The organism is Streptococcus sp. C150, from assembly GCF_000187445.1.
GTDB lineage: Bacteria > Bacillota > Bacilli > Lactobacillales > Streptococcaceae > Streptococcus > Streptococcus raffinosi.
Genome location: NZ_GL698450.1, coordinates 191,533 through 217,440, shown reverse-complemented (window position 1 = coordinate 217,440; position 25,908 = coordinate 191,533). Strand labels below are relative to the sequence as shown.

Below are 25,908 nucleotides of genomic sequence, written 5' to 3'. Positions count from 1 at the left end.
CTTCCAAGAAGAGCAAGCTCCTCTCTTCAGCGTTCTACTTGCATGTATTAGGCACGCCGCCAGCGTTCGTCCTGAGCCAGGATCAAACTCTCATTAAAAGCTTTAATAATTGTTCGAGCGTTAACTCATTTCCGTCTTCTGACGTTTTTTTCTTGTAAATTGACAGGTTATAATTTCTTCTATCATAACCCTGCACTTGGTTTCTTATTCAGTTCTCAAAGGTCTTTGTCTCTCTTAAGACAACTCCTATATTCTAGCAAATCTAGAATATCTTGTCAACACTTTTTGAAAAGTTTTTTCCAAACTTCCTCGTGTCTCAGCTGCATCCTCCGATGTAGCCTATTCATATTATCATCTCTTGCTTACCTTGTCAATAACTTTTTTATTATTAAGTTAACTTATGTTTTACTTTTTCGATTAGTGATTTTTTGCCAAAATAAATAAGCAGGATATACATATATCCCGCCTAATTATTCTATTTGGCTTCGATCAAGCCATAATTACCATCTTCACGTTTATAAAGTACATTTGTTGTATGATCTTCGCTATCAGCATAGATAAAGAAGTCATGACTTAACAATTCCATCTGAAGAATAGCTTCCTCAACATCCATTGGTTTCAACTCAATGTTTTTTGTTCTCACAACTTCAATAGATGGTGCTTCTTCAACTTCTTCCTTGTTAAAGTCAACTGAGAATACCTCACCTGTGGATACTTTTTCACGATGTTTACGAGCAATTTTTGTTTTGTTTTTACGGATTTGTCTTTCAATCTTATCAACTACCAAGTCAATTGAACCATACATATCCTGTGAAATATCTTCTGCACGTAAAATAACAGATCCTGTTGGTATGGTAACTTCCACTTTAGCAGTTTTTCCACGATAAATCTTAAGATTTACACGTGCATTCAATTCTTGGTCTTCGTTGAAATATTTTTCAATTTTGCTAAGTTTATTTTCAACATAGTCACGAAGAGCTTCCGTTACTTCGATGTTTTCACCACGGATACTATATTTAATCATAAAAGACCTCTTTCTCGCTTGTTAGCGTTTTCTTTATTTTTATTATATCCTTTTCATGAAAATTTGCAAGGATTTTTATTATCTGGCTAGGGAAAAGGTCACAATTTCCTCAACATGTGTTTTTTGCAATAATTGAACCATTTTATAAATCGTCGAGCCTGTTGTATAGATATCATCTACTATAACAATTTTTCTTGATAACTCTACGTTTTGTTTTATAAAAAATGGGTTTTCTTGATTTAAACGTTCTTTCCTTGTTTTAGAAGATTGCTTTTCAATATCCTTTTTCCCAAAAATGTTTTGATAGGGGAGTCCCTCTAGCAATCCTTCAACCTGGTTGAAGCCCCTTTCGGCAAATCGTTCTTCCGAGATTGGCACTGGGACTAATGTGTATCCTTTCTTTAATAAGGGGTTCAGTGCATCCGCAATATCTTCTTGAAAAATTTTCCTTAGGTAATAGTCGCCCATAAATTTATAATGACTAAAGTACTCTTTCATAAACCCTTCATAGCGAAAGATTGCAATGTGATTTGGAGTGTAACCTTTTTTCTTCCAAATTTGACAATCAACACATCCATTTCCGTGCATTTCTTTGTAACAATTTGGACACCTTACTTTTGAGAGTTTCTTAAAATGACTCTTACATTCTGTGCAGCAATATTTCTTACTTTCCGTAAACGTAAGCAAATAGCGTAATCTGGGAATCACTTCGATACTTTCATTGCACATTAAACATCTCATCATCAAATCCTCCTTTTCTATTCATTGCTTTTATTTCTTGTCGACATTGCAATATCGATTTAGATAGTCCTTCATGAAAGAAATAGAGTTTTCCTGTAGGTCTCTCGGGCGAGCGCCCCACCCTACCACCAATCTGAAGAAGACTCGAACTTGTAAATAAGTGGTGATTTGCCATGCACACAAAAACATCTACTTTAGGAAAGGTCACCCCACGCTCAAGAATAGTAGTCGTCACAAGAATAGTCAGATCTTGTTCCCTAAATTTCTTTACCATTTCTGAACGCTCTTCACTTTTTGAGGAAACAAATGCTATTTTTTCTTCTGGGAAATAGTTTTGAAGAATTTTGGTAAATCTCTCACCCATTGCTATATTGGGAAAAAAGATTAATAAAGGAAACTTTGATTTTCTTTGCTTCTTGAGTTGTCTAAGGAGGGGTCTTGGAAGTTTTTGCTTAGATAAAGATTGTTGTAATTTCCCTTGCCAAAAGAATTGAGGAATCACTAAAGGGTTACCATGAAAGCGTCTGGCAAGGTGGTGTTTTTCTAGTACACCGACTTGTACTTGCTCTTCCAGAGATACTGTAGAAGTTGCTGTTAGGTAAATAAGCTGTCCGGTTTTTTTCTTTGCCTGCTTAACAGCATGATTTAACATAGGATTTCCTACAAAGGGGAAGGCATCTACTTCGTCAACGATAATTAAGTCAAAACTCTGATAAAATTTTAGCAATTGATGTGTGGTGGCTATGACAAGCGGACTCCCGTCGTATGGCTCGCTTTCAGCATGAAGTAAGGAAATACTACACGTAAAATCTCTTTGAAGACGTATATGCAATTCTCGGCAAACATCAACCCGAGGACTGGCAATAGCAACTCGGCCTTTAGTTTCAAGAACATAGGCAACGATTTTATAAATCATTTCCGTCTTACCAGCACCAGTTACAGCATGTACAAGACTGTTTTTCTGTTGTTGATAAGTTTTCAACAGTTTCTCTGAGACCTCAGCTTGATAAGAAGTTAATTTCCCCGACCACTTTAGAACAGGAAAGTTGATGTCAGCTTCTTTTGAAGCAAAGTAATAAAGTTGCTTCCCTTCTTGGTTTCTACCAAAGACTATACAAGTTCTGCAGTAATGTTTGCCATTTGGTAATTGCCATTCTTCCTCTATTGGACTAAAACATCTTTTGCACCTGAGTTGATTATCTATCTTTACCATGCTTTCTAATGTTAAAGCCTCAGAATAATAGTCTGTTGGCAATTGATCTTCTGTAAATAGTCGTCCATAATATTCTTTAGGTACCATACCTTTCTATTCGAAAATATGTTTGAATTCACGTTTTTATGATAAAATTTTTTTATGGATTACAAAACTATTACCAACGATGGAATCGTTGAAGAAGAAATCAAAAAATCTCGTTTTATTTGTCACTTGAAACGCATTAGCAGTGAAGAAGAAGGAAGAGAATATATTGCTCAGATTAAAAAAGAGCATCACAAGGCCAATCACTCTTGCTCAGCAATGATTGTCGGAGAAGATGGGCAAATTAAGCGTTCTAGTGATGATGGTGAACCTTCTGGGACGGCTGGTGTTCCCATGCTTACTGTCCTAGAAAAACAAGGACTAACTAATGTCGTGGCAGTAGTAACCCGTTATTTTGGTGGAATCAAGCTTGGAGCTGGTGGCCTTATCCGTGCTTACTCTGGTAGCGTTGCTCATGCCATTGAAGAAATTGGTCGAGTTGAAGTCAAGGAATTAACTGGGCTAACCATAGAGTTAACCTACTCTCAATACCAAGTCTTCTCCAATTTTCTTGAAAAAGAAGTGCTCCAAGAATTTGATACAACTTTCTTATCCGATGTTTCTACAACTTTGTTTGTTGAAGAGTCTGAAATTGAAAGGCTTGGGCAAGAGCTTACTAACTTCTATCAAGGAAAAGTAAGTTATCAAAAGTCTGGCAAAAAGATCGTTGAAATTCCCCTTTGATAGTTAAACGTTATCACAGTGATAAAGAAGATGTATTTTACAAGTTAGGCCTACCGTCGTATACTTAAAACCATCAACCAAAGATTAAGAGGATTTTAAATATGACAATTTACAACTCAATTACCGAACTTGTTGGAAAAACACCAGTTATTAAACTTAACTCTATTGTTCCAGAAGGTTCAGCAGATGTTTATGTTAAACTTGAAGCATTTAACCCTGGTTCTTCAGTTAAAGACCGTATTGCTCTTCGTATGATTGAAGATGCTGAAAAAGCCGGTACAATTAAACCTGGAGATACTATCGTTGAACCAACTTCAGGTAACACTGGTATTGGTCTAGCTTGGGTTGGCGCTGCCAAAGGCTACAAGGTCGTTATCGTAATGCCTGACACAATGAGTGTTGAACGTCGTAAAATCATCCAAGCTTATGGTGCTGAACTTGTTTTGACACCTGGTAGCGAAGGAATGAAGGGTGCTATCGCTAAAGCTAAGGAAGTTGCGGCTGAACGCAATGGTTGGGTGCCACTTCAATTTGCTAACCCTTCAAATCCAGCTGTTCATGCTGATACAACTGGCCAAGAGATTCTTGAAGATTTTGGTGCAGATGGTTTGGATGCCTTTGTCGCAGGTATCGGTACTGGTGGTACTATTTCAGGTGTTTCTAAAACTCTGAAAGCTGCTAACCCAAATATCAAAGTTTATGGTATTGAAGCTGATGAATCTGCTGTATTGAATGGTGACAAACCAGGGCCACACAAAATTCAAGGTATTTCAACTGGATTTATTCCTGACACATTGGATACAAAATCATATGACAGTGTTGTGCGTATTCCTTCTGATGAAGCTATCGCAACATCACGTACATTGGGTAGCGAGGAAGGTTTCCTAGCTGGTATCTCATCAGGTGCTGCTATTGCTGCTGCTCTTAAAGTTGCCGCTGAACTCGGCGAAGGTAAAAAAGTATTGACACTATTGCCTGATAATGGTGAACGTTACCTTTCTACAACACTTTATGATTTCCAAGACTAACAAAAAAGAAGCTAGAACATTAAATGTTCAGCTTCTTTTTTTACTGTCAAAAACTTATAGCCGGCAACTAGTCGTTCAAATAGAAGAACCTGTTGCTAAGCTACTAACCTATGGGAGTGAGATTCAGAGATAAATTCGTTAAGCTCTGACTCCCTTTTCTTATTAGTCTAACTCTTTTGATTCTGTTTCAGCAATTTCGGTAACTGTAAACCCTGCTTCTACAAAAACTTTTTTAAGGTGTTCTGGTTCCACATCCCCTTCAACTTGAAGTTCAACACGAAGAACAGTATCATTTTTAGGTGCAACAATTGTACGTTCAATGTTGAGATTTTCACTAGAAATGAGGTTGGCAATTTTTTCCAGGACACGTGGCGTATCTAAGACTTCAAGCCCAATACGGATTCCGGCTTGACCATAGCCAGAGATTTCCAAAAAGGCACGAAAAACATCCTTGTCTGTAATAATTCCAGAAATTTGGTCATTGTCCACAACTGGAAGAACACCAACTTTATTTTTAAGCATGATATAGATAGCATCCTCAAGACTAGCATATTTGGAAACGGTAAGGACATTCTTAATCATAATGTCTCCTACCTTTGTCTTATTAAGAAGATAGTTCATCTCATAGATTGATAAGCTAGTTGCTTTAGATGGTGAGGCATCAGCCATTGTCCCTTCTGTGATAAGACCAACCAGCTTGTCGTTCTCAATTACTGGTAAGCGGCGCAAACCTTTTTCACGCATAATGTCTGCAGCTGCTGCAACAGTTGTTTGTGGTGAAACGTAGACCACACGCTTCGCCATAAAATCTTTTACTGCCATTTTCATTTTCCTCCGAATAATTTCTTACTTGTATTATACCACACTAATTGTAAACGATTGCACTATTTTACTGAAAAATTAGCAAATTACAATCACGATAAGACTATAGAAAAACGCCCTTGGGCGCTTTTTCTTATCCTCCAAGATAGGCTTTACGAACTTCGTCTGACGCAAGAAGTTCTTTACCAGTACCTGAAAGAACGACTTTACCAGTTTCAAGAACATAACCACGATCCGCAATTGACAAAGCCTTATTGGCATTTTGTTCAATCAAAAGAACGGTAGTCCCTTGTGCCTTGATATCTTCGATAATGTCGAAAATTTCTTGAATAAAGATTGGGGCAAGTCCCATTGAAGGTTCATCCAAAAGCAAGAGTTTTGGACGGCTCATAAGGGCACGGCCCATCGCAAGCATTTGTTGCTCACCACCAGAAAGTGTGGCTGCATCTTGATTTTTACGTTCTTCTAGACGTGGAAAACGTTGGAAGACTTTCTTCAAGAGAGCTGCATTTTCCTCTTTATTTGTATGAAGGAAGGCTCCCATTTCAAGATTTTCCAAGACAGTTAATCCTGGGAAAACATGGCGCCCTTCTGGAACCTGAGCCAATCCTTCTGCGACAATCTTACGAGCTGGTGTTTTGTGAATATCTTTTCCAAGGTACGAAATGGTTCCAGCAGTTGGACGAACAAGACCAGAAATGGTACGAAGAATAGATGTCTTACCGGCACCATTAGCACCGATAAGTGTTACAACTTCACCTTCATTAACCTCAAAGCTAACATTTTTAACAGCTTCAATTGATCCGTATTTAATTGAGAGATTTTCAACTTTTAACATAGCCATTATGCTTCACCTCCCAAGTAAGCTTCAATAACACGTTTGTTATTCTTAATTTCATCAGGTGTTCCTTCTGCAATCAAGCGTCCATATTCCAAAACATAGATACGCTCAGTAACATCCATGACCAGACTCATATCGTGCTCAATCAAGATAATTGTGATACCAAAGTCTTTTTGAATTTGACGAATATGAGCCGTCAACTCAGCTGTTTCTTGTGGGTTCATACCTGCAGCTGGTTCATCAAGGAAAAGAATTTTAGGTTCCGTTGCTAATGCACGTACAATTTCCAAGTGACGTTGTTGTCCATATGCCAGGTTTTTCGCAAGTGTTTCTGCTTCATCATCCAAATTGAAGATAGCCAATAATTTCATGGCTTTTTCTTTCAACTCTTCTTCACCTGAATAGTACTTAGGCAAACGCAAGAGTGATGCAAAGAAGTTTGAAGGTTGTTTATTTGACAAACCAACAAGAACATTTTCAAGTACAGTCATATCTTTGAAAAGGCGGATATTTTGGAAGGTACGTGACAAACCAAGAGAAGCAATCTTATAAGGTGCCTTACCATTTAGAACTGTACCATCGAGGGTAACGGTTCCTTCACTTGGTTCATAAACACCTGTCAACAAGTTGAACAAGGTTGTCTTACCAGCACCGTTTGGTCCGATAAGTCCGACCAATTCACCCTCGTTGAGTTCCATTGAAACATCACCAACGGCAGTCAGACCACCAAAATTTTTAGTCAATTTTTTAACTTCAAGAAGTGCCATTTTTATTTGCCCTCCTTAGATTTATTGAAGAATTTTGAGAGATAGAGTTCTTTCGTTCCAAGAAGTCCACTTGGGCGGAAAAGCATGACAAGAATCAAAGCCAATGCGTAAATAATCATACGGAGGTTTGAAACGTTTTGAAGGAACATATTGATAATACCAAGAACAATAGCGGCAATGACAGTACCTGTAATTGATCCGAGACCACCAAGGACGGCAATGATAAGGTAATCAATTGATTTCATAATGGTGAAATCTTTTGGCACGACAGTACCGATGTAGCTAACATAAAGTGAACCGGCAATCGCTGAAATCATGGCACCGATAACAAAGATAAGTACCTTCATTTTTGTGACGTTAACACCCATTGACTCTGCAGCAATTTCATCTTCACGAAGTGTAATAGCTTGACGACCAGTCGCTGAACGCAAGAAGTTTAGCACTAAAATTGTGATGATGACTACAAAGAAATAAATGACAGGCCAGCTTGTATAAGGAAGAATTCCTGTCAAACCAGCGGCACCATTGGTCAATTCACCACCATTAACAATAATAATACGGATAATTTCCGCCATACCAAGAGTGGCAATGGCAAGGTAATCCCCCTTCAAACGAAGAGTAGGTAGACCAAAGATAAGGGCAACGACAGCTGCAATGATAACACCAACAACCATAGAGAGGTAGAAACCATCATAAGTTGGCATCATGCCAGTAATAATAGCAGATGAGTAAGCACCAATTGCCATGAAACCGGCTTGTCCAAGTGTAAATTGTCCTGAGAAACCTAGGACCAAGTTAGTACCAAGTCCCATAAGAATTGAAATACCAATTCCCATTAAGATTTGGATGTAGTAAAGGTTCATGATACCTGAAAGTTCAAGGCCTTTCAAGATAAGGAAGAGCCCAATGATAAGACCAAACCAAATAAGGTTTACTTTTAGATTTTTCTTCATGTCTTACACCTTCTCTTTCACATTTTTACCGAGGATACCCGCTGGACGAACCAAGAGGATAACAATCAAGACACCATAAACAATGGCATCACGGTAACTTGACAAACCAATTGCAGTTGATAGAGTCTCCAAAATACCGATAACAAATCCACCAAGGGCTGCGCCTGGGATAATACCGATACCACCAAGAACAGCAGCAACAAAGGCTTTAATACCTGGTGTCATACCCATAAGAGGTTCAATTGAGTTGTAGTAAAGTCCAATAAGGACACCAGCAGCACCCGCAAGTGAAGAGCCAAGAGCAAATGTAAAGCTGATAGTATTGTTAACATTAATACCCATCAATTCAGCTGCATCGCTATCTACAGATACCGCACGCATGGCTTTACCCATTTTAGTTTTCTTAACAATCAATTGCAGAGCAACCATGAGAACAAGGGCAACCACCAAAATCAGCAATTGCACATTTGTCACAGAGATTGATCCAAGATGATAGGTATGCATTTTAATTGATTGTGGGAATGAACGTGTGTCTGCTCCGACGAAGTAAACCATGATGTATTCAAGGAAGAATGACACACCAATGGCCGTAATCAAGGCAGAAATACGTGTAGAATTACGGAGTGGGCGATAAGCCAAGAACTCGATAACAACCCCCAAAATGGCACATACAATCATGGAGAACACAAGGGCAATCCAGAAATTCATCTTCAAGCTGTTAATCGCATAGTAACCAACGAAGGCACCTATCATGTAGATGTCTCCATGGGCAAAGTTAATCAATTTGATAATCCCATAAACCATAGTATAACCAAGGGCAAGTAGGGCATAGATACTACCCAAGATGATACCATTGACTAGTTGTTGGGGAAGTTGTTCAAAAAACATATATAACCAAACTTTCTAGTTCATTTTCAGTAAAGATAAGAGCTTATTTTTCAATTTCAACGGCTTCTGCTGAAACTTCTTCACCATTATCTCTTTTAACCATAAGAGCTGCTTTAATCGGGTTATGCTCCTTGTCAATTGTCATTTTACCGGTAACCCCAACATAGTTTTTCATTTTTGCAAGATTATTGGTAATATCAACTGATGTTTTCGCACCCTTAGAGGCTTCTGCAACCATATAAACAGAGTCGTAGGCTAACGCAGCAAACATATTTGGTTCAGTCTTGTAAGTTTTCTTATATGCTTCGATGAAGCCTGATGCTTTATCAGAAAGAGAAACTTTCGTTGAATATCCAGATACGTAGTAAACGTTTGAGGCATTCTTTTTACCTGCAAGCTCTGTAAATTTCGCATCACTAAATCCGTCAGGTCCTAGGATTGGTTTGTCAATACCAAGGTCACGTGCTTGTTTAGTGATAATACCTGTTTCAGTATAATAACCAGGCATTACAATAGCATCATAATCAAGATCTTTGAATTTAGTCAAAGCTGATTGATAGTCCTTATCCCCTGAAGCGAAAGTTGCTTCAGTAACGATTTGGCCTTTGTATTCACGCTTGAATTCATCCGCAATCCCCTTAGCGTAATCAGAAGCATTATCGTAGTAAAGAACGACCTTCTTAGCATGCAAGTTATTAAAAGAATAGGCTGCCAAAACTTTACCTTGGTAACTATCTTTAAAGGTTGTACGGAAAACGAATTTCTTCGTTCCTTTAGCATCTACCGTAAGGTCATCCTGTGTACCAGATGGAGTCATCAAAGGAACCCCTGTTTTTTGAGATACAAGGCTGGCAGCAGCAACTGCACCAGATGTTGCCGGACCAACGATAGCATTTACATTATTCTGGATAGCCAAGTTAGTTGAAGATGTTGAAGCTTCAGCATTTTCAGATTTATTATCTTTAGTGACGAGTTCTAGCTTTTTACCATCAACACCGCCAGCTTTATTGATTTCTTCAACAGCCAACTTAATACCATTTTGCTCGGCTTTACCATAGGCCGCAACAGGACCTGTCAACTCCATGTTGACACCGATCTTAATCGTATCCCCAATCTTGGTACCAGTGGCTTTAGCAGTCACGTCGGGTGACTTACCACAAGCAACCAAGAAAATGGATGCAAAAAAGGCTAACACAATAAGTGTGATCTTTTTAGACATAAGATTTCTCCTTAATATTTTCTTAAAAAAGTCCACCTTATAGCTTACAGAATTATCAGACAATTGTCAATAACCACACACTTAAAATCTCTTTCTAGCAATCGTTTCCATTGCTTTAGGGATAGCTCTTACCAAGAGAAAAAAACTTTTCTCCTTAAAGAGAAAAGTTCTTAAATGGTTCAGGAACAGAGGTGTCATAGCGCTCCAGACTACCTACAAAGTCCATATCAATGTCTGAATAGTAAGAAGGAAGAACTTTTTTTACCGCCTTCATTCCTTCTAGTTCTGCCAATACATCCTCAACCTTATCCTCATCTACATAAAGGTGTACATAACGCATCTTATAAGAATGGTAGACAACATCCCCAAACTTGGCAATCTTACGTAAGTCTCTATTATAGTATAAATAGACAATAATGCCCTGACGTTTAATCATTACTCATTTTCTCCTTTATGTTAGTGGCACCTTTTTTATGATGGGGCTTGTGGGGGGCAAGAGGTAGCCCTGTATCAATGAAAATTTGGTCTGATACAGCTTGCGCAATGTCCTGACTAAGTGAAGCCATAATCGCCTGCAAATCAAGCTCAGCCTGTCGATAAGCTATAACTACTTCATTTAAATCAATTTGGCGCTTCATCCTCAGGACTTGTCGCTTTAAGTCACGAACGTCTGATCTATAGGCTTCATATTTTTTGGCTTCTTCATAGCTTTCCCTTAATTCCTGAAATTCCAGAAGTTGTTGCTGGAGTGTTCTATCTCCTTCGAATTTCTGACGTTTTAAGCGATAAACTTCTACCTCTGGCAATCCTAAAAAGTGCAAAACAAGACTATCTATGGCTTGATCAATAGCAAGCAGCTCCTCATTGATTATTAACATATTTCCTATTATAACACAAAAAGTCAGATGAATCGGCCCCTATTAGACCGATTAACATCCGACTCTTATCTAAGATAAGCTAAGCTTATTTTAATTGGTTGTTAGCCATAATTTCGTCGATAAAACCATATTCGAGCGTTTCTTGAGCACTCATCCAATTATCACGTTCGGCATCAATATGAACCTTTTCAATGGATTGACCGGAATTATCAGCCAAGATTTGCTCCAAGTTATTACGCGTCTTGAGCAAGTGTTCTGCTGCGATGGCCATATCTGTTTGTTGCGTACCGCCACCAGTACCACCCATTGGTTGGTGAATCATGTATTCTGCATTTGGCAACATAAAACGTTTCCCTTTAGTACCACTTGAAGCGATAATAGTACCCATTGATGCTGCCATTCCCATAACGATGGTTTGAACATCGGACTTGATGAAATTCATGGTGTCAACAATGGCAAGACCTGCTGAAACTGATCCACCAGGCGTATTAACATAAAGATAAATATCTTTCGTATTGTCTTGAGCATCCAAGAACAAGAGTTGGGCGATAATTGAGTTTGCCATATTATCTTCAACAGGACCTGTTAACATGATGATACGATCCTTGAGCAAACGTGAGTAAATGTCATAAGAACGCTCACCACGTGATGTTTGTTCAATAACTACAGGAATCATACGAATCCTCCTTTTAATAATGTCTTGATGTTATTATATGATTTTAGTCAAATTAGGTCAAATAAAAAACATTTTTATTGGCACTCTTTTTCATAGAGTGCTAATTCAAAAGAGGTTTCCACTACTTCAAATTTTCTAAGCGATTATTTTCTGCATAATATAAGCAAAACAAAAAGGGAAAACTCCCTTTTTGAACCTATTTGGTACCAAATAAACGGTCACCTGCATCTCCAAGGCCTGGAACAATATAGCCATGTTCATTAAGTTTCTCATCTAGTGATGCTGTGTAGATATCAATATCTGGATGAGCCTCTTGCAATTTTTTAACACCTTCTGGTGCTGCAACCAAACAAACAAACTTAATATTAGCAGCGCCACGCTTTTTAAGTGAATCTACCGCTAAGATAGCTGAACCACCAGTCGCAAGCATTGGATCAACTACAAAAATCTGACGTTGATCAATATCTTCTGGTAATTTAACGAGGTACTCAACCGGCTCCAGAGTTTCTTCATCACGGTACATACCAATATGACCAACTTTAGCAGCAGGCACAAGGCTTAGGAGACCATCTACCATACCGATACCTGCACGAAGGATTGGGACAATAGCCAATTTCTTACCAGATAGTTGTTTTTGGGTTGTTTTTGTGATTGGCGTTTGAATTTCAACTTCTTCAAGAGGAAGGTCACGTGATACTTCGTAACCCATAAGCATAGCGATTTCGTTAACTAACTCACGAAAATCCTTAGTAGAGGTATCCTCACGACGTAGGATTGAGAGTTTATGTTGAATCAATGGATGTGAAATAACTTGAAATTTACCCATAATAGTTTCTTCCTTTGCTATATATTCACTCCATTATATCAAAAACACAACAAAAACGCTTGCTTTACTAGCAAACGTTTTGAAAAGGGGTTAATGCTTATTTTTTAGGCAACTGAATTTTACCCGTAACCAATCCATAACCAAAAAGAGATAGACTAGCAATCGCTGCAAAGATCGTTGCTAAAATTGTAAGTATATTGGCATTTGGTCCTTCAGAGACACTCGGTGTCTTATGTGTAATGGCAAGTTTAGCAGCAACTTTAGTCTTATTATCTTTATCTGTATCTGTCTTTTCAGACTTAACGACTTCATCTGACCTAGTTGCTACCTCAACCTTACTTGATTCGTGGGACTTAGTTACTTTAGGAGACTCCGCTTCAGTACTAATCCCTTCTTTAGCAACAGTCGCTGGAACAGCTGGTTCACTTGATGAAATAGCTTCTGGTAATGGTGTCACAATATCTGTAGCTTGTGCGACGGTGTGTCTGCTACTTGTAGTATCCCCTGTTGAGGGTTTTTCCGGAACCTCTTCATAATCTTCTTCATAAAATTCCCCATCATTAGCAGAACGGTCTGCAAAATATGGGAATGGTCTACGAATTGGAGAATCTGGATCCGTTGGACTTGTTGGCTTGTCTACATTATCAACTGACGATTGATTACCATAGGTCGGTTTAGTCTTATCATCAGCAGAATGGTTACCATCTGTTGGACTTATTAACCCTTCTGACTTGCCAGTATTATTACTTTCGCTATCTTTAACGGTAACAGTCAAGACATCATGAGCCTCAGAGACACCTGTTGAAACTGCAACTGCAGGGTAAGTATGGGGTTTAAGACCATAATTTGACACCACATGATAATCTACTTTAAAGTCTTCGTTCGGTAATTTAGCAGTGTTTTGATCACCCACGTGTACCAAACTTTCACTTGACTGGTCCCAAATCCAATCTCCTTGGTTAGTCATCTTAGGGAGAACTTCTGTAGTATCATCTGCATTCATCTTGATGAGGAAGCTTGGGGCCCATGTTGATTTAGTCTCAGCACCAGTAACACCACCACGATTAGTCATATAAGAAGTGACCAAAAGGGTATCCGATGAGTCTTCAACAGGAACAGCATAATAAGAATAGGTAGACGTACGCCAGTCAGCTGGTACAGAAGCTGTCAAGACCACACCTGAACCATTAAGTGGACGGTATTTGCCTCGAAGGCTATCTGAAACGAAGCCTAACATAACAACGTCATCACCAACAGCTCCACGAACCGCTACAGTACCTTCAGCATCCGTAGATTTACTGATACGTGAGGCAGCGAAAAGGTAATATTTGTTACCCATCTTAACAACACTTGGACGCTCTACTTCATCAGTAACCATATGACTGGTAACAAGAGGAGTGTAGAGTTCGGCGACAGATGGATTTTTCTCATTATCATCGAGTTTTAGGATACCGATAGAACCGTTGGCCCATGATGCAAGGTCATAGAGGTGTTTATTATTGATGATATTAAGGAATGACTTAAGATTGAAGGCGTCATTCCCTCCATAGTTTGACCAGGTATAGACTTGTTTTTCGCCTTGGTAATTTTCGTCACCCGTATTTGATTCGAAAATAAGGTAACGGCTTCCTTTGTCTTCAATGATATGTGGATCACGAAGACAGTAGTTATCCGTACGGTCAGGAATACCGTCATGGTTGTGGTCGTCATTAAAAGTATCCATGAATTTTGGATAACTTTGGTAATGGTAATTGTCTCCATCAAAAAGAATATGATCATTTTCCACTGATTTGAGAACAACGTCATCATTTTCAACAGCCAAGTTAAGTGTTGCACTAGCCAATTGTTGCCAGTTCAACTTACCAGCACTGGTATCATTCATAGTATAGAAGAGCTGGATGCTACCATCAGAGTTAACAGTCGCTGAACCCGACCATTGTTGGTCATCCTCAAGAGCATGATAACCAAAGATTGGACCTGCATTTTTCCAATGAGTGAAATCATTATCTCCATATTTACTATATAGCAAATAGATATGATTCGAGTTTTTCTTTGGTGCACCAGCCATTGCAATGACCAATTGATAACCGTTCCAATTGATTACAACTCCCGATTCAGCGTCTTGGACTGGCCAAGAATCCCAAACATCGATTTCTTCTTTTTCCATGGTTTGGGCGTCGACAGTATTGAAGGCTGGCATATTGATAATTGTATCCGCCTTAAAGTAAGGAACTGCCAACTTGCTATCTTGCTTTAAGAAACTAGCAACGATATCTTTCAAGTTACGGTAAGTCAAGCTAGTGCCCGTACCCTTGATTGTGTTGTCGCTAAAATCAACTTTGTTGAGAGCTTTAATTTCTTCTTCAGTTAAGGCAACAATTTGGTCTGAAGTCAAGGTATCTTCGACAATAGACTTGATACGACCGTCGAGTTTATAAAGATTTGCATTGGCAGCACTATTTTCAGAAAGTTTGAGTGCAAGTTCTGTGTGGGTAGCAGCTGATTCTGTGTTTGCTTTAGGTGTTGGTGCCTCTACTGAAGACTCTGAGGTAGAAACTGTAGCTCCTGTTGTAACAGGTGATGTTGTTGCCGGTGAAGATGATACTGCGGTGCTAGACGCCTTATCTTCAGTTATCAGTGAACTTGTCTTACTTGACTGTGTCGTAGTCACTGTTGTTTCTACTTCTGAGTGTGTAGATGAAGAGTTGACCACTTCTGAAGTTGCTGTACTTGTTTCTGTTTTACTTGCTAATGCTATGGATACTGTGCTTTTTTCTGTTGTTATCGTAGCTACAGATGATGCTGTTTCAGTAACTTGATCAGCCTTTACATGGCTTACTCCCAGAAATGCCAAAGTTCCAACAAGTGCTGATGTTGCCCCTACAGTTGCCACCTTACGAATACTGTAACGCATCTTCTTGCACTCGGATTGCTTTGGAGCTATTGCTTTCGAATGCGATTTAGCTGTATTGTCCATTTAAACTCTCCTCTTGGTCATCCATACTCTCCATTCTATCATTTTTTAATTCAAATTCCAATCTTTTTTTAATAACACTATCGCATTTTTTGTAAAATACTATCATTTATCAAAGTATTAACGCCTAAAACAAGCAATTCTATAAGCTTCTATAGTCGATGAGATTTAAAATAGCAGAATCTAATGTTATTTATATTTTTCTAATCTTCTTTCCATATTGTTGCCTGGAAAAGAGAAAATTAAGAACATCACTGTCTTTAATGAGTTGGAACTTGCATCACTCTTATATTTTTAGTTTCATAATAAAAGTCTTACTCTATGTATAGACAAGAAAAAGTGATGCAGAAGCCTAGCATCACCTTCTCTTATTTGCCAAAAACAGAAACCAGACGTTTTACACCTTCAGCAACAACTGTTGTTGGGGTCGCGACGTTGAAACGGAAATGTTTTTCCCCTTCAGAACCAAAAGTAATTCCATCATTTAGGACCACCTTGGCTTCTTCTTTAAGTAAGCGTCCAAGTTCATTATGATCTTGTTCATAAGCTGAGAAATCAAGCCAAACTAGGTAAGTACCCTCAGGTTTCATCACTTTAATATTGGTCTTTTCACTAAGTTCTTTAGTCAAAAGATTAATATTTGTTTCAATGACAGTCTTCAATTCTTCTAACCAAGCTTGACCGTAGGTCAAGGCAGCCTGAGTCGTTATCAAACCAATGGTTGGAATTTCGTGTTGGTTATTAGCCAATTGTTTTTGTTTAAAAGCCTTACGCAAGTATTCATTTTCAATAATGGTAAAACTATTTTTAGTCCCAGCAATATTAAAGGTTTTTGTCGCTGAACTAAGGACCAAAGTAAAATCCTTGTAAGCATCGGAAATAGTATTCATAGAGACATGCTTATTCCCATACAAGGCCAAGTCTTGGTGGATTTCATCAGATACCAAGAGGACACCATGTTTCTGGCAGAGGTCTGCTACCCTGGCCAATTCTTCCTTAGTCCAGACACGCCCACCTGGGTTATGTGGGCTACAGAAAACATAAAGTTTAACCTCATTATCGACGATATCACGTTCCAATTGTTCAAAATCAATTTCGAAATGCCCATTTGCCTTAACAAGACTATTTTCAATTAACTGACGATTGTTTAGGCGAACAGAACGAGCAAAAGGTGGATAAACTGGCGTATTGATAAGAACAGCATCGCCTTCTTTCGTAAAGGCTTGAATAGCTGTTGAAATAGCTGGAACAACACCCTCGATAAGAACAATACTCTCCTTATCAACGACGTAACCATGTTGATTTTTTTCCCAATTAATAATGGACTGATAAAGCTCATCACTTGGATAAGGATAACCAAAAATATGTGTCTCAGCATAGTTGATGACTGCATCCCTAATCTCAGGAACAGGTAGGAAGTCCATATCAGCAACCCAAAGCTCAAGGAGTTCTGGATTACTTTCGGCTTCGTGCCATTTCATGGTGTTTTGATTCAAGCGATTTGGTTGTGTTGTAAAATCATAACGTGTCATAAACAACTCCTTAAAGACTTAGGGCATTTTCCAAGTCAGCAATCAAATCCTCTGCTGCTTCAATACCAATTGAAAGACGAAGCAAGTCATCCGTTAATCCATACGAAGCACGTACATCACTTGGAATATCTGCGTGAGTTTGTGTTGTTGGGTAAGTAATCAAACTTTCAACACCACCAAGACTCTCTGCAAATGTGAAGACCTTAAGAGCATTGATAATAGTTGGAATCTTATCTTGGTTAGCCACTTTGAAGGAAATCATCCCACCCTTACCTGGGTAGAGAACTTCTTTAACAGCAGATGATTTTTCCAAGAAAGCCACAACTGCTTGAGCATTAGCCGTCGAAGCCTCCATACGAAGTTTTAAGGTCTTAAGTCCACGCATGAGCATATAGCTATCAAATGGAGACAAATTTGGACCAGTAGTGTTGAGGTTGTAACTGAGCTTATCATAAAATTCCTGGTTGCTAGTAACAACAACACCTGCCAAGACATCATTATGACCAGAAAGATACTTAGTCGCCGAATGAACAACAATATCAGCATCTAGTGAAATCGGGGTTTGGTAGATTGGACTATAGAAAGTATTATCAACAATAACCACTGCACCCTTTTCATGGGCAATCCGAGCTACTTTCTCAATATCAAACTCAATCATAAGTGGGTTTGTCGGTGTTTCAATATAGACAATATCAGTGTCTTCGTTGATGGCCGCAATCATTTCATCTTCTGTGTTAGTGTATTCAAAGAAGAAACGTCCTTCTTTTTCTTTGTCGTTGAACCAACGGAAAGAACCTCCGTAAAGGTCACGCGCAGCGACAACCTTGCTACCTACAGGGAAAATTTCAAAGGCTAAAACAATAGCACTCATTCCTGAACTTGTCGCAATAGCATAGTCTGCCTTTTCAATAGCAGCTAATGTTTTTTCCACCGTTGCACGGGTTGGATTCTTCGTTCGTGTATAGTCAAAACCAGTAGAATGTCCAAACTCTGGGTGTTGGTATGTTGTTGAAAAATGAATAGGGGAAGCCAAGGCTCCTGTTGCTTCATCCGAATTGATTCCAGCATGTGCCAGAATAGTTTCTAATTGATATTCTTGTGTCATAATTTGTCCTTTCTACTTGGTAAAGTGAATATACTCCATATCTATGTCCTCTATTTTATCACTATTTTCTGAAAAATAATGGGAAGTCCATCATACGGATTCTTGATAGTTAGTTATAGTTAATATCTATAACCTTTTGGGCATCCTCTATATCTATTAGTAATAACTTAAAAGTAAGCCGTCGGCTTACTTTTAATCAAACAGTCTGTGCCTTATTTCCTCTAGAGCCATAATGATAAATGGACAGAGGAGTAAATAAAGCCAGTCATCAAGACCAATCGGAGCTGTATTAAAAAGAGTGTGGAAAAGAGGCACATAAGACAGGAGAATAAAGAGAATGATTTCTAAGACAATCCCCAGACTAATAATTCTATTAGCAAATGGTTTGATTTGGAAAATAGATCCTCTACCCTTGCGACTATTCATAGCCATACCAATCTGTGTGAAGATGATGGCTCCCAAGGTCATGGTTGTTGCCTCTCGGTAAAGAGGTCCTGAACTAGTTAGATAATTCAGGTGCCCTTGATTAACCCAATAATTAAGGAAGAAGGCCCCCATAGCCAAGACAGACTCAATCATACCATACCAAGCAAAGGCTTTTAATAGTAATTGTCGATTCAGCAAACGATCTGATAGACGTCTTGGTGGTCTGTTCATAACGCCTTCTTCAGGTGGCTCAATCCCCAGTCCCAAAGCTGGCATCATATCCGTTCCAAGGTCAATAGCTAGGATTTGCATAACTGTTAAGGGAAGAGGAATACGCCCCAAGGAGAACAAGAAGAAAGCAGAGGGAACAGCTTCTGGAGTATTAGAATTAAAAATATAGGTCAAAAATTTTTGAATATTTCGGTAAACGGCACGTCCTTCTTCAACAGCATGGACAATAGAAGCAAAGTGGTCATCCGTTAAAATCATATCGGCAGATTCCTTGGCTACGTCAGTTCCCGATATCCCCATAGCTACACCGATATCAGCCTTTTTAAGAGCAGGGGCATCATTAACACCATCACCAGTAACAGCAACAACCTCACCAAGCTCCTGAAGTGCATTGACCACACGGTATTTTTGTTCGGGAGCTACACGAGCAAAGACAATCTCGCCTTTAAGAGCTTCTTTGAGATCTTGGTCAGTCATATCTGCCAGTTCAAGCCCTGAAACAACACGGGCATTGTCACCTTTTACAATTCCAATTTTCTTGGCAATACTAAGAGCTGTCAACCCATAGTCACCTGTCACCATGATAATGCGAATACTGGCACGGTGACATTGCTCAATTGCTTCACGGACACCTTGACGTGGGGGATCACTCATGGCAACGAGTCCCACAAAGACCATATCTTCTTCGAGGGTCCGCATATCCCACTCGTCTTCTTTGATATGTTGGCTTTCCAAAGGACGATAAGCGACAGCTAAAACACGCAAGCCGTCACGAGCAAATTGATCGTTAGCAGCAAGAATAGCTTGACGTTCTGTAGTGGTCATAGATTTGATTGCTCCTTGACCATCATAATAGTCTGAGCAAAGTTCCATCACTTCTTTAGGCGCACCCTTAGTGATAGAAATATGGTGACTGCCATCCAGACCTTTTTCGAGACTATGTACTGTTGTCATCCGTTTACGATCAGAATCAAAGGAAATCTCTTTAATCCGAGGAGCCCAGATGTGGTTGTCATTTAAATCAAGGCCTGCTTTTTCTGCAAGAACATTAAGACAAGCTTCAGTCGGGTCTCCCAAGACCGTATAATTGGGATTGTCAGCACTTGGCGCAACCACTTGAGCATTACTAGCCAAATGAGAAAAGCGGACCAGACGATTCAGGAGGTCATTTTCTTTAAGAGAAACAGGGTGACCATCCTGCTCAATGTGTCCTTCTGGTGCGTAACCTAGTCCAGTCACCTCATAATTACCTGACAAGGTCCATAAATGATTAACTGTCATGGCATTTTGAGTCAGGGTCCCTGTTTTATCTGAGCAAATAACAGAGGTTGCTCCGAGTGTCTCAACAGAAGACAATTTTTTCACTAAAGCATGTTCTTTAGCCATGCGCTGTACAGCCATAGCTAGAGATAGAGTAACTGTAGGAAGTAGCCCCTCAGGGATAAAGGCAACAATCATACCCAAGGCAAAGATGAAGGCTTGAGACAAAGGTTGGTGGACAAATAGTGTTGCTGCAATCATAAAGAAGAGACCTACAGATACTGCGATGACCGAAATCTGTTTAGTCAAATGGTCTAGTTCCTTTTGCAGTGGACTCTTTTCCTGAGCTAGGTTTTGCGTCAAGTCTGCAATTTGTCCGAACTCAGTTTTCATACCGATGGCTGATACTATAAAATGTCCAGAACCAGAGGAAACTGTGGTACCTGCAAACACCATATTGTCATATTCCAAATCAGTCTTATCAGGAGCCAAATCTGCTTGGTCTGATTTATAAATGGGATTAGACTCACCAGTGAGGGCAGACTGATTTACTTGCAAGTCTGTCACAGCAATCAAACGTCCATCTGCAGAAATACGGTCACCTTCTTCAATGAAAACCAAATCACCTGGCACCAAGTTCTGTGCAAGGATTTTATCTTCCTTTCCATCACGAAGAACTCGGGTGTAGGATGGAAGAAGCTTATTCAGTGCTTCCGTGGCTTGACTTGCCCTATATTCTTGAATAAAGCTAAAAAGACCGTTAATGATATTGACCAACCAAATCGCAATCCCCAGCTCCAAGCTATGAGAAATCACAGCAATACAGCCACCGACCCACAATAAGAGGGCCATGAGACTGGTAAAATGCCTGAAAAAGGTCAACCAAATAGGCTCTTTCTTGCTTTCTTTCAACTGGTTAGGACCATAAGTTGCTTGTCTCTTTTTTACTTCTTGTGTGCTTAACCCTTGAGGGCTTGTTCGCAACACTTGATAAACCTGATTAGGGGTACAGGTTCCTAATTTAGTATCTCTCTGTCTATAACTACCCATAATCCTTTCCTCAATTCTAAATAATAAAAGCGATTTCATATTTACGCCCTCATTATACTCCTTTTTCAGAAAATGTTGAAAGAAAAAAAACCAAGCTACAAGACTTGGTTTCAAATACTATTTAATATGTAATTTAGCTCGTAATCTAGCTGCTCGAGCACCAAGCAATTGGTCAGCCATACGCGTCACAAGAGCAAGCACACCATAAACCAGAATACCCAGGCCGCCTCCTAATACTAGATGAATGACACTTCCCATACGGCTTGTTGGAGATAGGATAAATTGGAACAACCAGTAGAAGACAGCAACTGGAATAGCCATGAGGACTGTAAGAATACAAATAAGTAGAGCTTTTCTAAAAACTGTCTTACGACTAAAATGCGTAACTATGTGAAGGCGCTTATACATGAGAGCAATGGGAACACCTAAGCCGATAGCTGTTGAAATAACCGGACCGAGAGCTCCTAGGAAAATAATCAATGGTAGCTGAAGAATTGCCTTAACCAACACCCCAATCGCAAAATAATTGATAGCTTTACGGGTCTCAAAGATGGCCTGAAGCATTGGTGCTAAAACACTATACAAGGCCAGGAAAATCACTTGAATCAAACTAGCAGCAAAAAGCAAATGAGCCTGACTGTCTGGTGCTCCATAAAAGACTGTGTAGAGTGGTTTGGCTAAAATCACTGAACCCGCAATAGCAGGTACAATAAAGAGCAAGAGTAACTGTAGATTATTAATAATGAGTTTGGCCGCCCCTCGAAGGTCCTTTTTAACCATATTTTCCGTTAAGAGTGGAATCCCAACCCCAGCAATAGAAATAGCAACGGCAATCAAAATCATAGTAATCTTACTTGGGTTTGAAGACAAATAAGCATAGAGAACCTGAAGCTGACTGTTACTATAGCTTGTAAACTTCTCCATAGTACGGATGAAGGTCCATTGGTCAATCAACTGGAAAAGTTGAACCGCTGACCCAGTGATAATGAAGGGGATGGCTTCCTTAAAGGTTTCAATAACAATTGCAGTTGGATTGATATCAGGATGAACGGCCTGCTTACCAAAAAGACTCTTGAGCTTACCTTCCTTCCAAAGGTAGAAGAAGAGCACCCCGTAACTAGCCAACATACCAATGAAAGCGGCAAACGTCGATTGAACAACGGCAGTCACGTAGTCACCTGTCCCAATCCTCATAATGAAGAAAGTTGCCAACAGCATCCAAATGACACGAATAATCTGCTCCGCAATCTGACTCAAGGCGTATGGCTTCATGTTATTGAAGCCCTGGAAAAAGCCTCGTAAAACAGACATAGATGGAAAAATAACAACCGCCCAAGAAAGACTACGCATCACTCGAACCAAGTCTCCATCTCCCCCTGAAAGATAAGACATCCAAGGCGAAGCGAAGTACATGAAAACCCCAAAAATAACGCCCAGACCGACCATGTAATACAAGATACGCTTGAGTAGAAAGAAGCTCGTTTCCATTTTGCCGAGAGTATTGTATTTAGACACCTGCTTGGCAATGGCGACTGGAATCCCTGCTGTCGAAATCAAAAGGAAAAGGGCATAAATATTATACCCCTGACCAAAGAGGGCATTGGCTTGGTCTCCTTGTTTGCCCATCCAAGCATACCAAGGAATAATGTAGAGTGCCCCTAAGAGACGACTGATAATATTGGATGCTGTCATCCATGCCGTCCCTCTTAGCATCTGCTGCTGCTGTGTGTCAGTTTTAGTTTCAGTCATAACTTTCTTTCTAGAGAATAAAATATAATCTAGTTTATTATAAACTTTTGGCTGTGACTTGTAAAACAAGAACATTAAGGCTAAAATAGGAACTATGATTACTATTGAACAAGTTCTAGAGGTTCTTAAAAAGGACCGTAATTTTAGAGATATTATTGACCAAGATCACTACTACTATTCATGGACTGGGGTGACTTTTGAGCATCTTTCTTACGACAGTCGTGATGTCACACCATCTTCCCTCTTCTTTGCCAAGGGAGCTGGCTTCAAGCGTGAATTTTTAGAGAATGCTGTCAAAACTGGCTTGAGCTTCTACGTATCCGAAAAAGATTACCAAGTGGGAATCCCTGCCATTATTGTTTCAGATATCAAGCAAGCTATGAGCCTCGTTGCTCAGGCCTTCTACCAATACCCTCAAGACAAGCTGAAATTGCTGGCTTTTACTGGGACAAAAGGGAAAACAACGGCAGCCTACTTTGCCTATAACATTCTTAAGCAAAGTCATAAACCTGCTATGCTTTCAACCATGAACACGACACTAGACGGAAAAACCTTCTTCAAGTCTACCTTAACAACACCTGAGAGTTTGGATCTTTTCCGTATGATGTCCGAAGCTGTTGATAATGGCATGACCCATCTGATTATGGAGGTTTCAAGTCAGGCCTATCTAACCAAACGTGTCTATGGGTTAACCTTTGATGTAGGCGTCTTTCTTAACATCAGTCCAGACCACATCGGGCCTATTGAACACCCAACCTTTGAAGACTACTTCTACCACAAGCGTCTGCTCTTAGAAAATAGTCAAGCAGTCATCGTCAATAGTGGTATGGATCACTTCGATTTTGTTGCGGAGGAAGTCGCTGATAAAGACCACGACTTCTATGGTAAGGACTCTGAAAATACCGTTCAACATAGCTCAGGATTTAGCTTTAAAGCAAAAGGTAAACTAGCTGGTGATTACGATATCCAACTCATCGGTGACTTTAATCAGGATAATGCTATGGCTGCTGGTTTAGCCTGCTTACGTCTTGGAGCCAGTCTTGAAGACATTAAAAAAGGGATTGCTCAAACCTCTGTTCCAGGTCGTATGGAAATTCTCACTCAGGCAAATGGTGCTAAGGTATTTGTCGACTATGCTCACAATGGTGACAGCCTAGACAAGCTCTTGCAAGTCGTAACTGACCACCAAAAAGGTAGGATTGCTTTGATACTAGGAGCTCCTGGAAATAAGGGGGAAAGCCGTCGTAAAGACTTTGGCCATGTTCTCAACACTTACCCCGAGGTAGATGTCATCTTGTCTGCTGATGACCCTAACAAGGAAGACCCCCTTACCATCTGCCAAGAGATTGCTAGTCATATCAATCGTGAGGTGCGTATCATTGTTGATCGTGAGGAGGCCATCAAAACTGCCATGTCTGAAACTACAGGCTCAAAAGATGCCCTTGTTATCGCAGGTAAGGGAGCTGATGCCTTTCAAATTGTAAATGGTAAACACACTGATTATGCTGGTGATATTGAAGTCGCTAAGAAATATTTGTAAACAACAAAAAGTCAATTGAGGTATTACAATTAGCCTCAATTGACTTTTTTCTATATGGAAACTAGTCCTTACCTAGTGTCTTCTTAAAAATATCGTAGAAGGGATTGAGGGTCTTATTAAATGAGCCAACAAGCGTCTCTAATTGTCCGCCAAACTGACGCTTAAAGTTAAAGTTTCCTTTGCCAGAACTAGCTGCCTCAGTTTCAATAGTACCGTAAAAGTTAAAACGCTTTTTAGCCTTACTTTTAGCATATTTTATCATCTCCCAATGAAGCAAAACCGCCCCACCAAAATTAAGGTAGGCTTCATCATTACCTCCGTAAAAGCTGACAATTTCCGGACCATAATCCATGAAAAGATAAGCTGAAAGCGGTAATTTGTCAGTCTTGATTTGGTAAGACTTGAATTGCTCTAAGCGCTTATAGTAGCTTCTCAGCTGATCCTCCGCATCTGCTATTTGACCCTTGGTACGTTTTTTCTGAGGACCTTCTTTTAAAGCCTGAATCTTGGCTTCAAAAGACTGAATATTCTCGTCAAGATAAACTAGATAGGCTGGACAATCCAAATAAGCCAACATAAACTTGGCAGATTTGCCAAAACATTTTTTTAGATTTTGAAAATAAACCAGCGGATGAACAGAAAATCCCTTTCTCTCTGCCGTTCGACTTAAAATATCGTAGAACTGGTCAAGTTGATGCTCATCCAACTCTTCAATCTTGACATTCAGAGCAGTGAATTTTTTGAGGTCTCGCTTCAATGATGGAGAAAAGGCAGCAAGAATCTCATCAGAACTAGCAAAATTTTCAATTGGCTTGACAAACATCTGGTTAACTACTAAAGATTGCTCCGAATCCAAAGAGTGCTCAAAACCTAATTTTTCAAATACCTTTAGCACATCACTGGCCTTATCTACTTCGATATTTTCAAGCTTTTCATTTCTAATAAGATTTGTCAGATAAGGGTGTATGGAAAGTGTGGCAATATTTTTCTTTCTTAAATAGAGTATTAAAGCCTCAAGTAGCTCTGTCAAACTATCAAGAGAGTGGTAATTTAACAGGGGACCATGCAACAAGAGGGCCTTTTTAAATATACGAAGGCTCTTCTTATAAACGACTATTGTTTGGCCTACCCTTAAGCCATCTCTTTCGAAAACCAGGGCTTCTACTTTTTCTATATTGTCTTGACCTTCTTGAAGTTTGGACATCTCAGCAGACTGCAGAAAATTAGCACACTTTGCGGTTACCTGTGTGTTTTGATAATCCTCAAAACTAACACTTTTAACCCTAATAGACATTACTATCATCCCTTCCGTTTCATCCTATATCCCACATTTCCCTAAAATCATTAAATGCTTTTAATGATTGGCAAAGTTTTCCAAACCAAGAGGGGTATTTAGT

The 25,908-nt window shown here is 39.5% G+C and carries 22 protein-coding genes and 1 rRNA gene; 3 read left to right on the top strand and 20 right to left on the bottom strand.

Annotation, left to right across the window (positions count from 1 at the left end; translation table 11 throughout):
- The 4 genes from HMPREF0848_RS08410 to HMPREF0848_RS08395 all read right to left on the bottom strand — a co-directional run.
- A 16S ribosomal RNA gene (locus HMPREF0848_RS08410) occupies positions 1-98 on the bottom strand; the annotation flags it as partial.
- A 377-nt stretch (positions 99-475) separates the two neighbouring features.
- On the bottom strand, positions 476-1,024 hold the full coding sequence (gene hpf / locus HMPREF0848_RS08405; protein ID WP_002889130.1) for a ribosome hibernation-promoting factor, HPF/YfiA family: 549 nt from the start codon (positions 1,022-1,024) through the stop codon (positions 476-478).
- 78 nt (positions 1,025-1,102) lie between these two features.
- Positions 1,103-1,765, bottom strand: a complete 663-nt coding sequence (locus HMPREF0848_RS08400) for a ComF family protein (protein ID WP_037609385.1) — start codon at positions 1,763-1,765, stop codon at positions 1,103-1,105.
- On the bottom strand, positions 1,743-3,065 hold the full coding sequence (locus tag HMPREF0848_RS08395; protein WP_008535946.1) for a DEAD/DEAH box helicase: 1,323 nt from the start codon (positions 3,063-3,065) through the stop codon (positions 1,743-1,745). Before HMPREF0848_RS08395 ends, HMPREF0848_RS08400 begins: the two co-directional genes overlap by 23 nt.
- A 54-nt stretch (positions 3,066-3,119) precedes the next feature.
- On the opposite strand from HMPREF0848_RS08395, the gene HMPREF0848_RS08390 reads away from it, so the two are divergent.
- Together HMPREF0848_RS08390 and cysK are read left to right on the top strand one after the other, a co-directional pair.
- Positions 3,120-3,746 (top strand): YigZ family protein, encoded by a 627-nt coding sequence (locus HMPREF0848_RS08390; RefSeq protein WP_008535945.1) that lies wholly within the window; start codon positions 3,120-3,122, stop codon positions 3,744-3,746.
- A gap of 101 nt (positions 3,747-3,847) precedes the next feature.
- Complete coding sequence (cysK, locus tag HMPREF0848_RS08385; protein WP_008535944.1) at positions 3,848-4,774, top strand: cysteine synthase A; 927 nt, start codon at positions 3,848-3,850, stop codon at positions 4,772-4,774.
- Positions 4,775-4,936: 162 nt separating this feature from the next.
- Here the strand turns inward: cysK and HMPREF0848_RS08380 are convergent, their stop codons facing one another.
- From HMPREF0848_RS08380 to HMPREF0848_RS08310, 15 genes are all read right to left on the bottom strand, one after another.
- The gene (locus HMPREF0848_RS08380; RefSeq protein WP_008535943.1) at positions 4,937-5,596 is read right to left on the bottom strand and encodes a CBS and ACT domain-containing protein; all 660 of its coding nucleotides are present in this window, start codon (positions 5,594-5,596) and stop codon (positions 4,937-4,939) included.
- A gap of 133 nt (positions 5,597-5,729) precedes the next feature.
- Positions 5,730-6,440: an ABC transporter ATP-binding protein gene (locus tag HMPREF0848_RS08375; protein ID WP_002889135.1), complete on the bottom strand. Its 711-nt coding sequence runs from the start codon at positions 6,438-6,440 to the stop codon at positions 5,730-5,732.
- Positions 6,440-7,204, bottom strand: a complete 765-nt coding sequence (locus tag HMPREF0848_RS08370; RefSeq protein ID WP_002889136.1) for an ABC transporter ATP-binding protein — start codon at positions 7,202-7,204, stop codon at positions 6,440-6,442. Before HMPREF0848_RS08370 ends, HMPREF0848_RS08375 begins: the two co-directional genes overlap by 1 nt.
- 2 nt (positions 7,205-7,206) lie before the next feature.
- On the bottom strand, positions 7,207-8,157 hold the full coding sequence (locus tag HMPREF0848_RS08365) for a branched-chain amino acid ABC transporter permease (protein WP_002889137.1): 951 nt from the start codon (positions 8,155-8,157) through the stop codon (positions 7,207-7,209).
- Between the two features lie 3 nt (positions 8,158-8,160).
- Positions 8,161-9,045: a branched-chain amino acid ABC transporter permease gene (locus tag HMPREF0848_RS08360; protein WP_002889139.1), complete on the bottom strand. Its 885-nt coding sequence runs from the start codon at positions 9,043-9,045 to the stop codon at positions 8,161-8,163.
- 43 nt (positions 9,046-9,088) lie between these two features.
- Positions 9,089-10,264: an ABC transporter substrate-binding protein gene (locus tag HMPREF0848_RS08355; protein WP_008535942.1), complete on the bottom strand. Its 1,176-nt coding sequence runs from the start codon at positions 10,262-10,264 to the stop codon at positions 9,089-9,091.
- Positions 10,265-10,418: 154 nt separating this feature from the next.
- Positions 10,419-10,700 carry a DUF2129 domain-containing protein gene (locus HMPREF0848_RS08350; RefSeq protein ID WP_008535941.1) on the bottom strand — a complete coding sequence of 94 codons (282 nt, stop codon included), beginning with the start codon at positions 10,698-10,700 and terminating at the stop codon, positions 10,419-10,421.
- Positions 10,693-11,142 (bottom strand): YlbF family regulator, encoded by a 450-nt coding sequence (locus HMPREF0848_RS08345; RefSeq protein WP_008535940.1) that lies wholly within the window; start codon positions 11,140-11,142, stop codon positions 10,693-10,695. The genes HMPREF0848_RS08350 and HMPREF0848_RS08345 overlap by 8 nt, the downstream gene beginning before the upstream one ends.
- An 85-nt stretch (positions 11,143-11,227) precedes the next feature.
- Positions 11,228-11,818 carry an ATP-dependent Clp protease proteolytic subunit ClpP gene (gene clpP, locus HMPREF0848_RS08340; protein WP_002889143.1) on the bottom strand — a complete coding sequence of 197 codons (591 nt, stop codon included), beginning with the start codon at positions 11,816-11,818 and terminating at the stop codon, positions 11,228-11,230.
- A gap of 196 nt (positions 11,819-12,014) precedes the next feature.
- Positions 12,015-12,644 (bottom strand): uracil phosphoribosyltransferase, encoded by a 630-nt coding sequence (gene upp, locus HMPREF0848_RS08335; RefSeq protein WP_008535939.1) that lies wholly within the window; start codon positions 12,642-12,644, stop codon positions 12,015-12,017.
- A gap of 97 nt (positions 12,645-12,741) precedes the next feature.
- Positions 12,742-15,621 (bottom strand): glycoside hydrolase family 68 protein, encoded by a 2,880-nt coding sequence (locus tag HMPREF0848_RS08330; RefSeq protein ID WP_037609368.1) that lies wholly within the window; start codon positions 15,619-15,621, stop codon positions 12,742-12,744.
- A 365-nt stretch (positions 15,622-15,986) separates the two neighbouring features.
- The gene (locus HMPREF0848_RS08325) at positions 15,987-17,150 is read right to left on the bottom strand and encodes a MalY/PatB family protein (protein WP_008535937.1); all 1,164 of its coding nucleotides are present in this window, start codon (positions 17,148-17,150) and stop codon (positions 15,987-15,989) included.
- 10 nt (positions 17,151-17,160) lie between these two features.
- Positions 17,161-18,255: a cystathionine gamma-synthase gene (locus HMPREF0848_RS08320; RefSeq protein ID WP_008535936.1), complete on the bottom strand. Its 1,095-nt coding sequence runs from the start codon at positions 18,253-18,255 to the stop codon at positions 17,161-17,163.
- 192 nt (positions 18,256-18,447) lie between these two features.
- Entirely contained in the window at positions 18,448-21,222 is a 2,775-nt protein-coding gene (locus tag HMPREF0848_RS08315) for a cation-translocating P-type ATPase (RefSeq protein ID WP_037609366.1), read from the bottom strand.
- A 117-nt stretch (positions 21,223-21,339) separates the two neighbouring features.
- Positions 21,340-22,971: a putative polysaccharide biosynthesis protein gene (locus HMPREF0848_RS08310; RefSeq protein ID WP_008535934.1), complete on the bottom strand. Its 1,632-nt coding sequence runs from the start codon at positions 22,969-22,971 to the stop codon at positions 21,340-21,342.
- A gap of 94 nt (positions 22,972-23,065) precedes the next feature.
- Here HMPREF0848_RS08310 and HMPREF0848_RS08305 point away from each other — a divergent pair, with 94 nt between their 5' ends.
- Entirely contained in the window at positions 23,066-24,511 is a 1,446-nt protein-coding gene (locus HMPREF0848_RS08305; protein ID WP_008535933.1) for a UDP-N-acetylmuramoyl-L-alanyl-D-glutamate--L-lysine ligase, read from the top strand.
- A gap of 61 nt (positions 24,512-24,572) precedes the next feature.
- On the opposite strand, the gene HMPREF0848_RS08300 is transcribed toward HMPREF0848_RS08305, so the two are convergent.
- A complete protein-coding gene (locus tag HMPREF0848_RS08300; RefSeq protein ID WP_037609364.1) occupies positions 24,573-25,805 on the bottom strand; it encodes a lipid II:glycine glycyltransferase FemX in 1,233 nt (410 codons plus the stop codon).
- Positions 25,806-25,908: the final 103 nt, after the last annotated feature.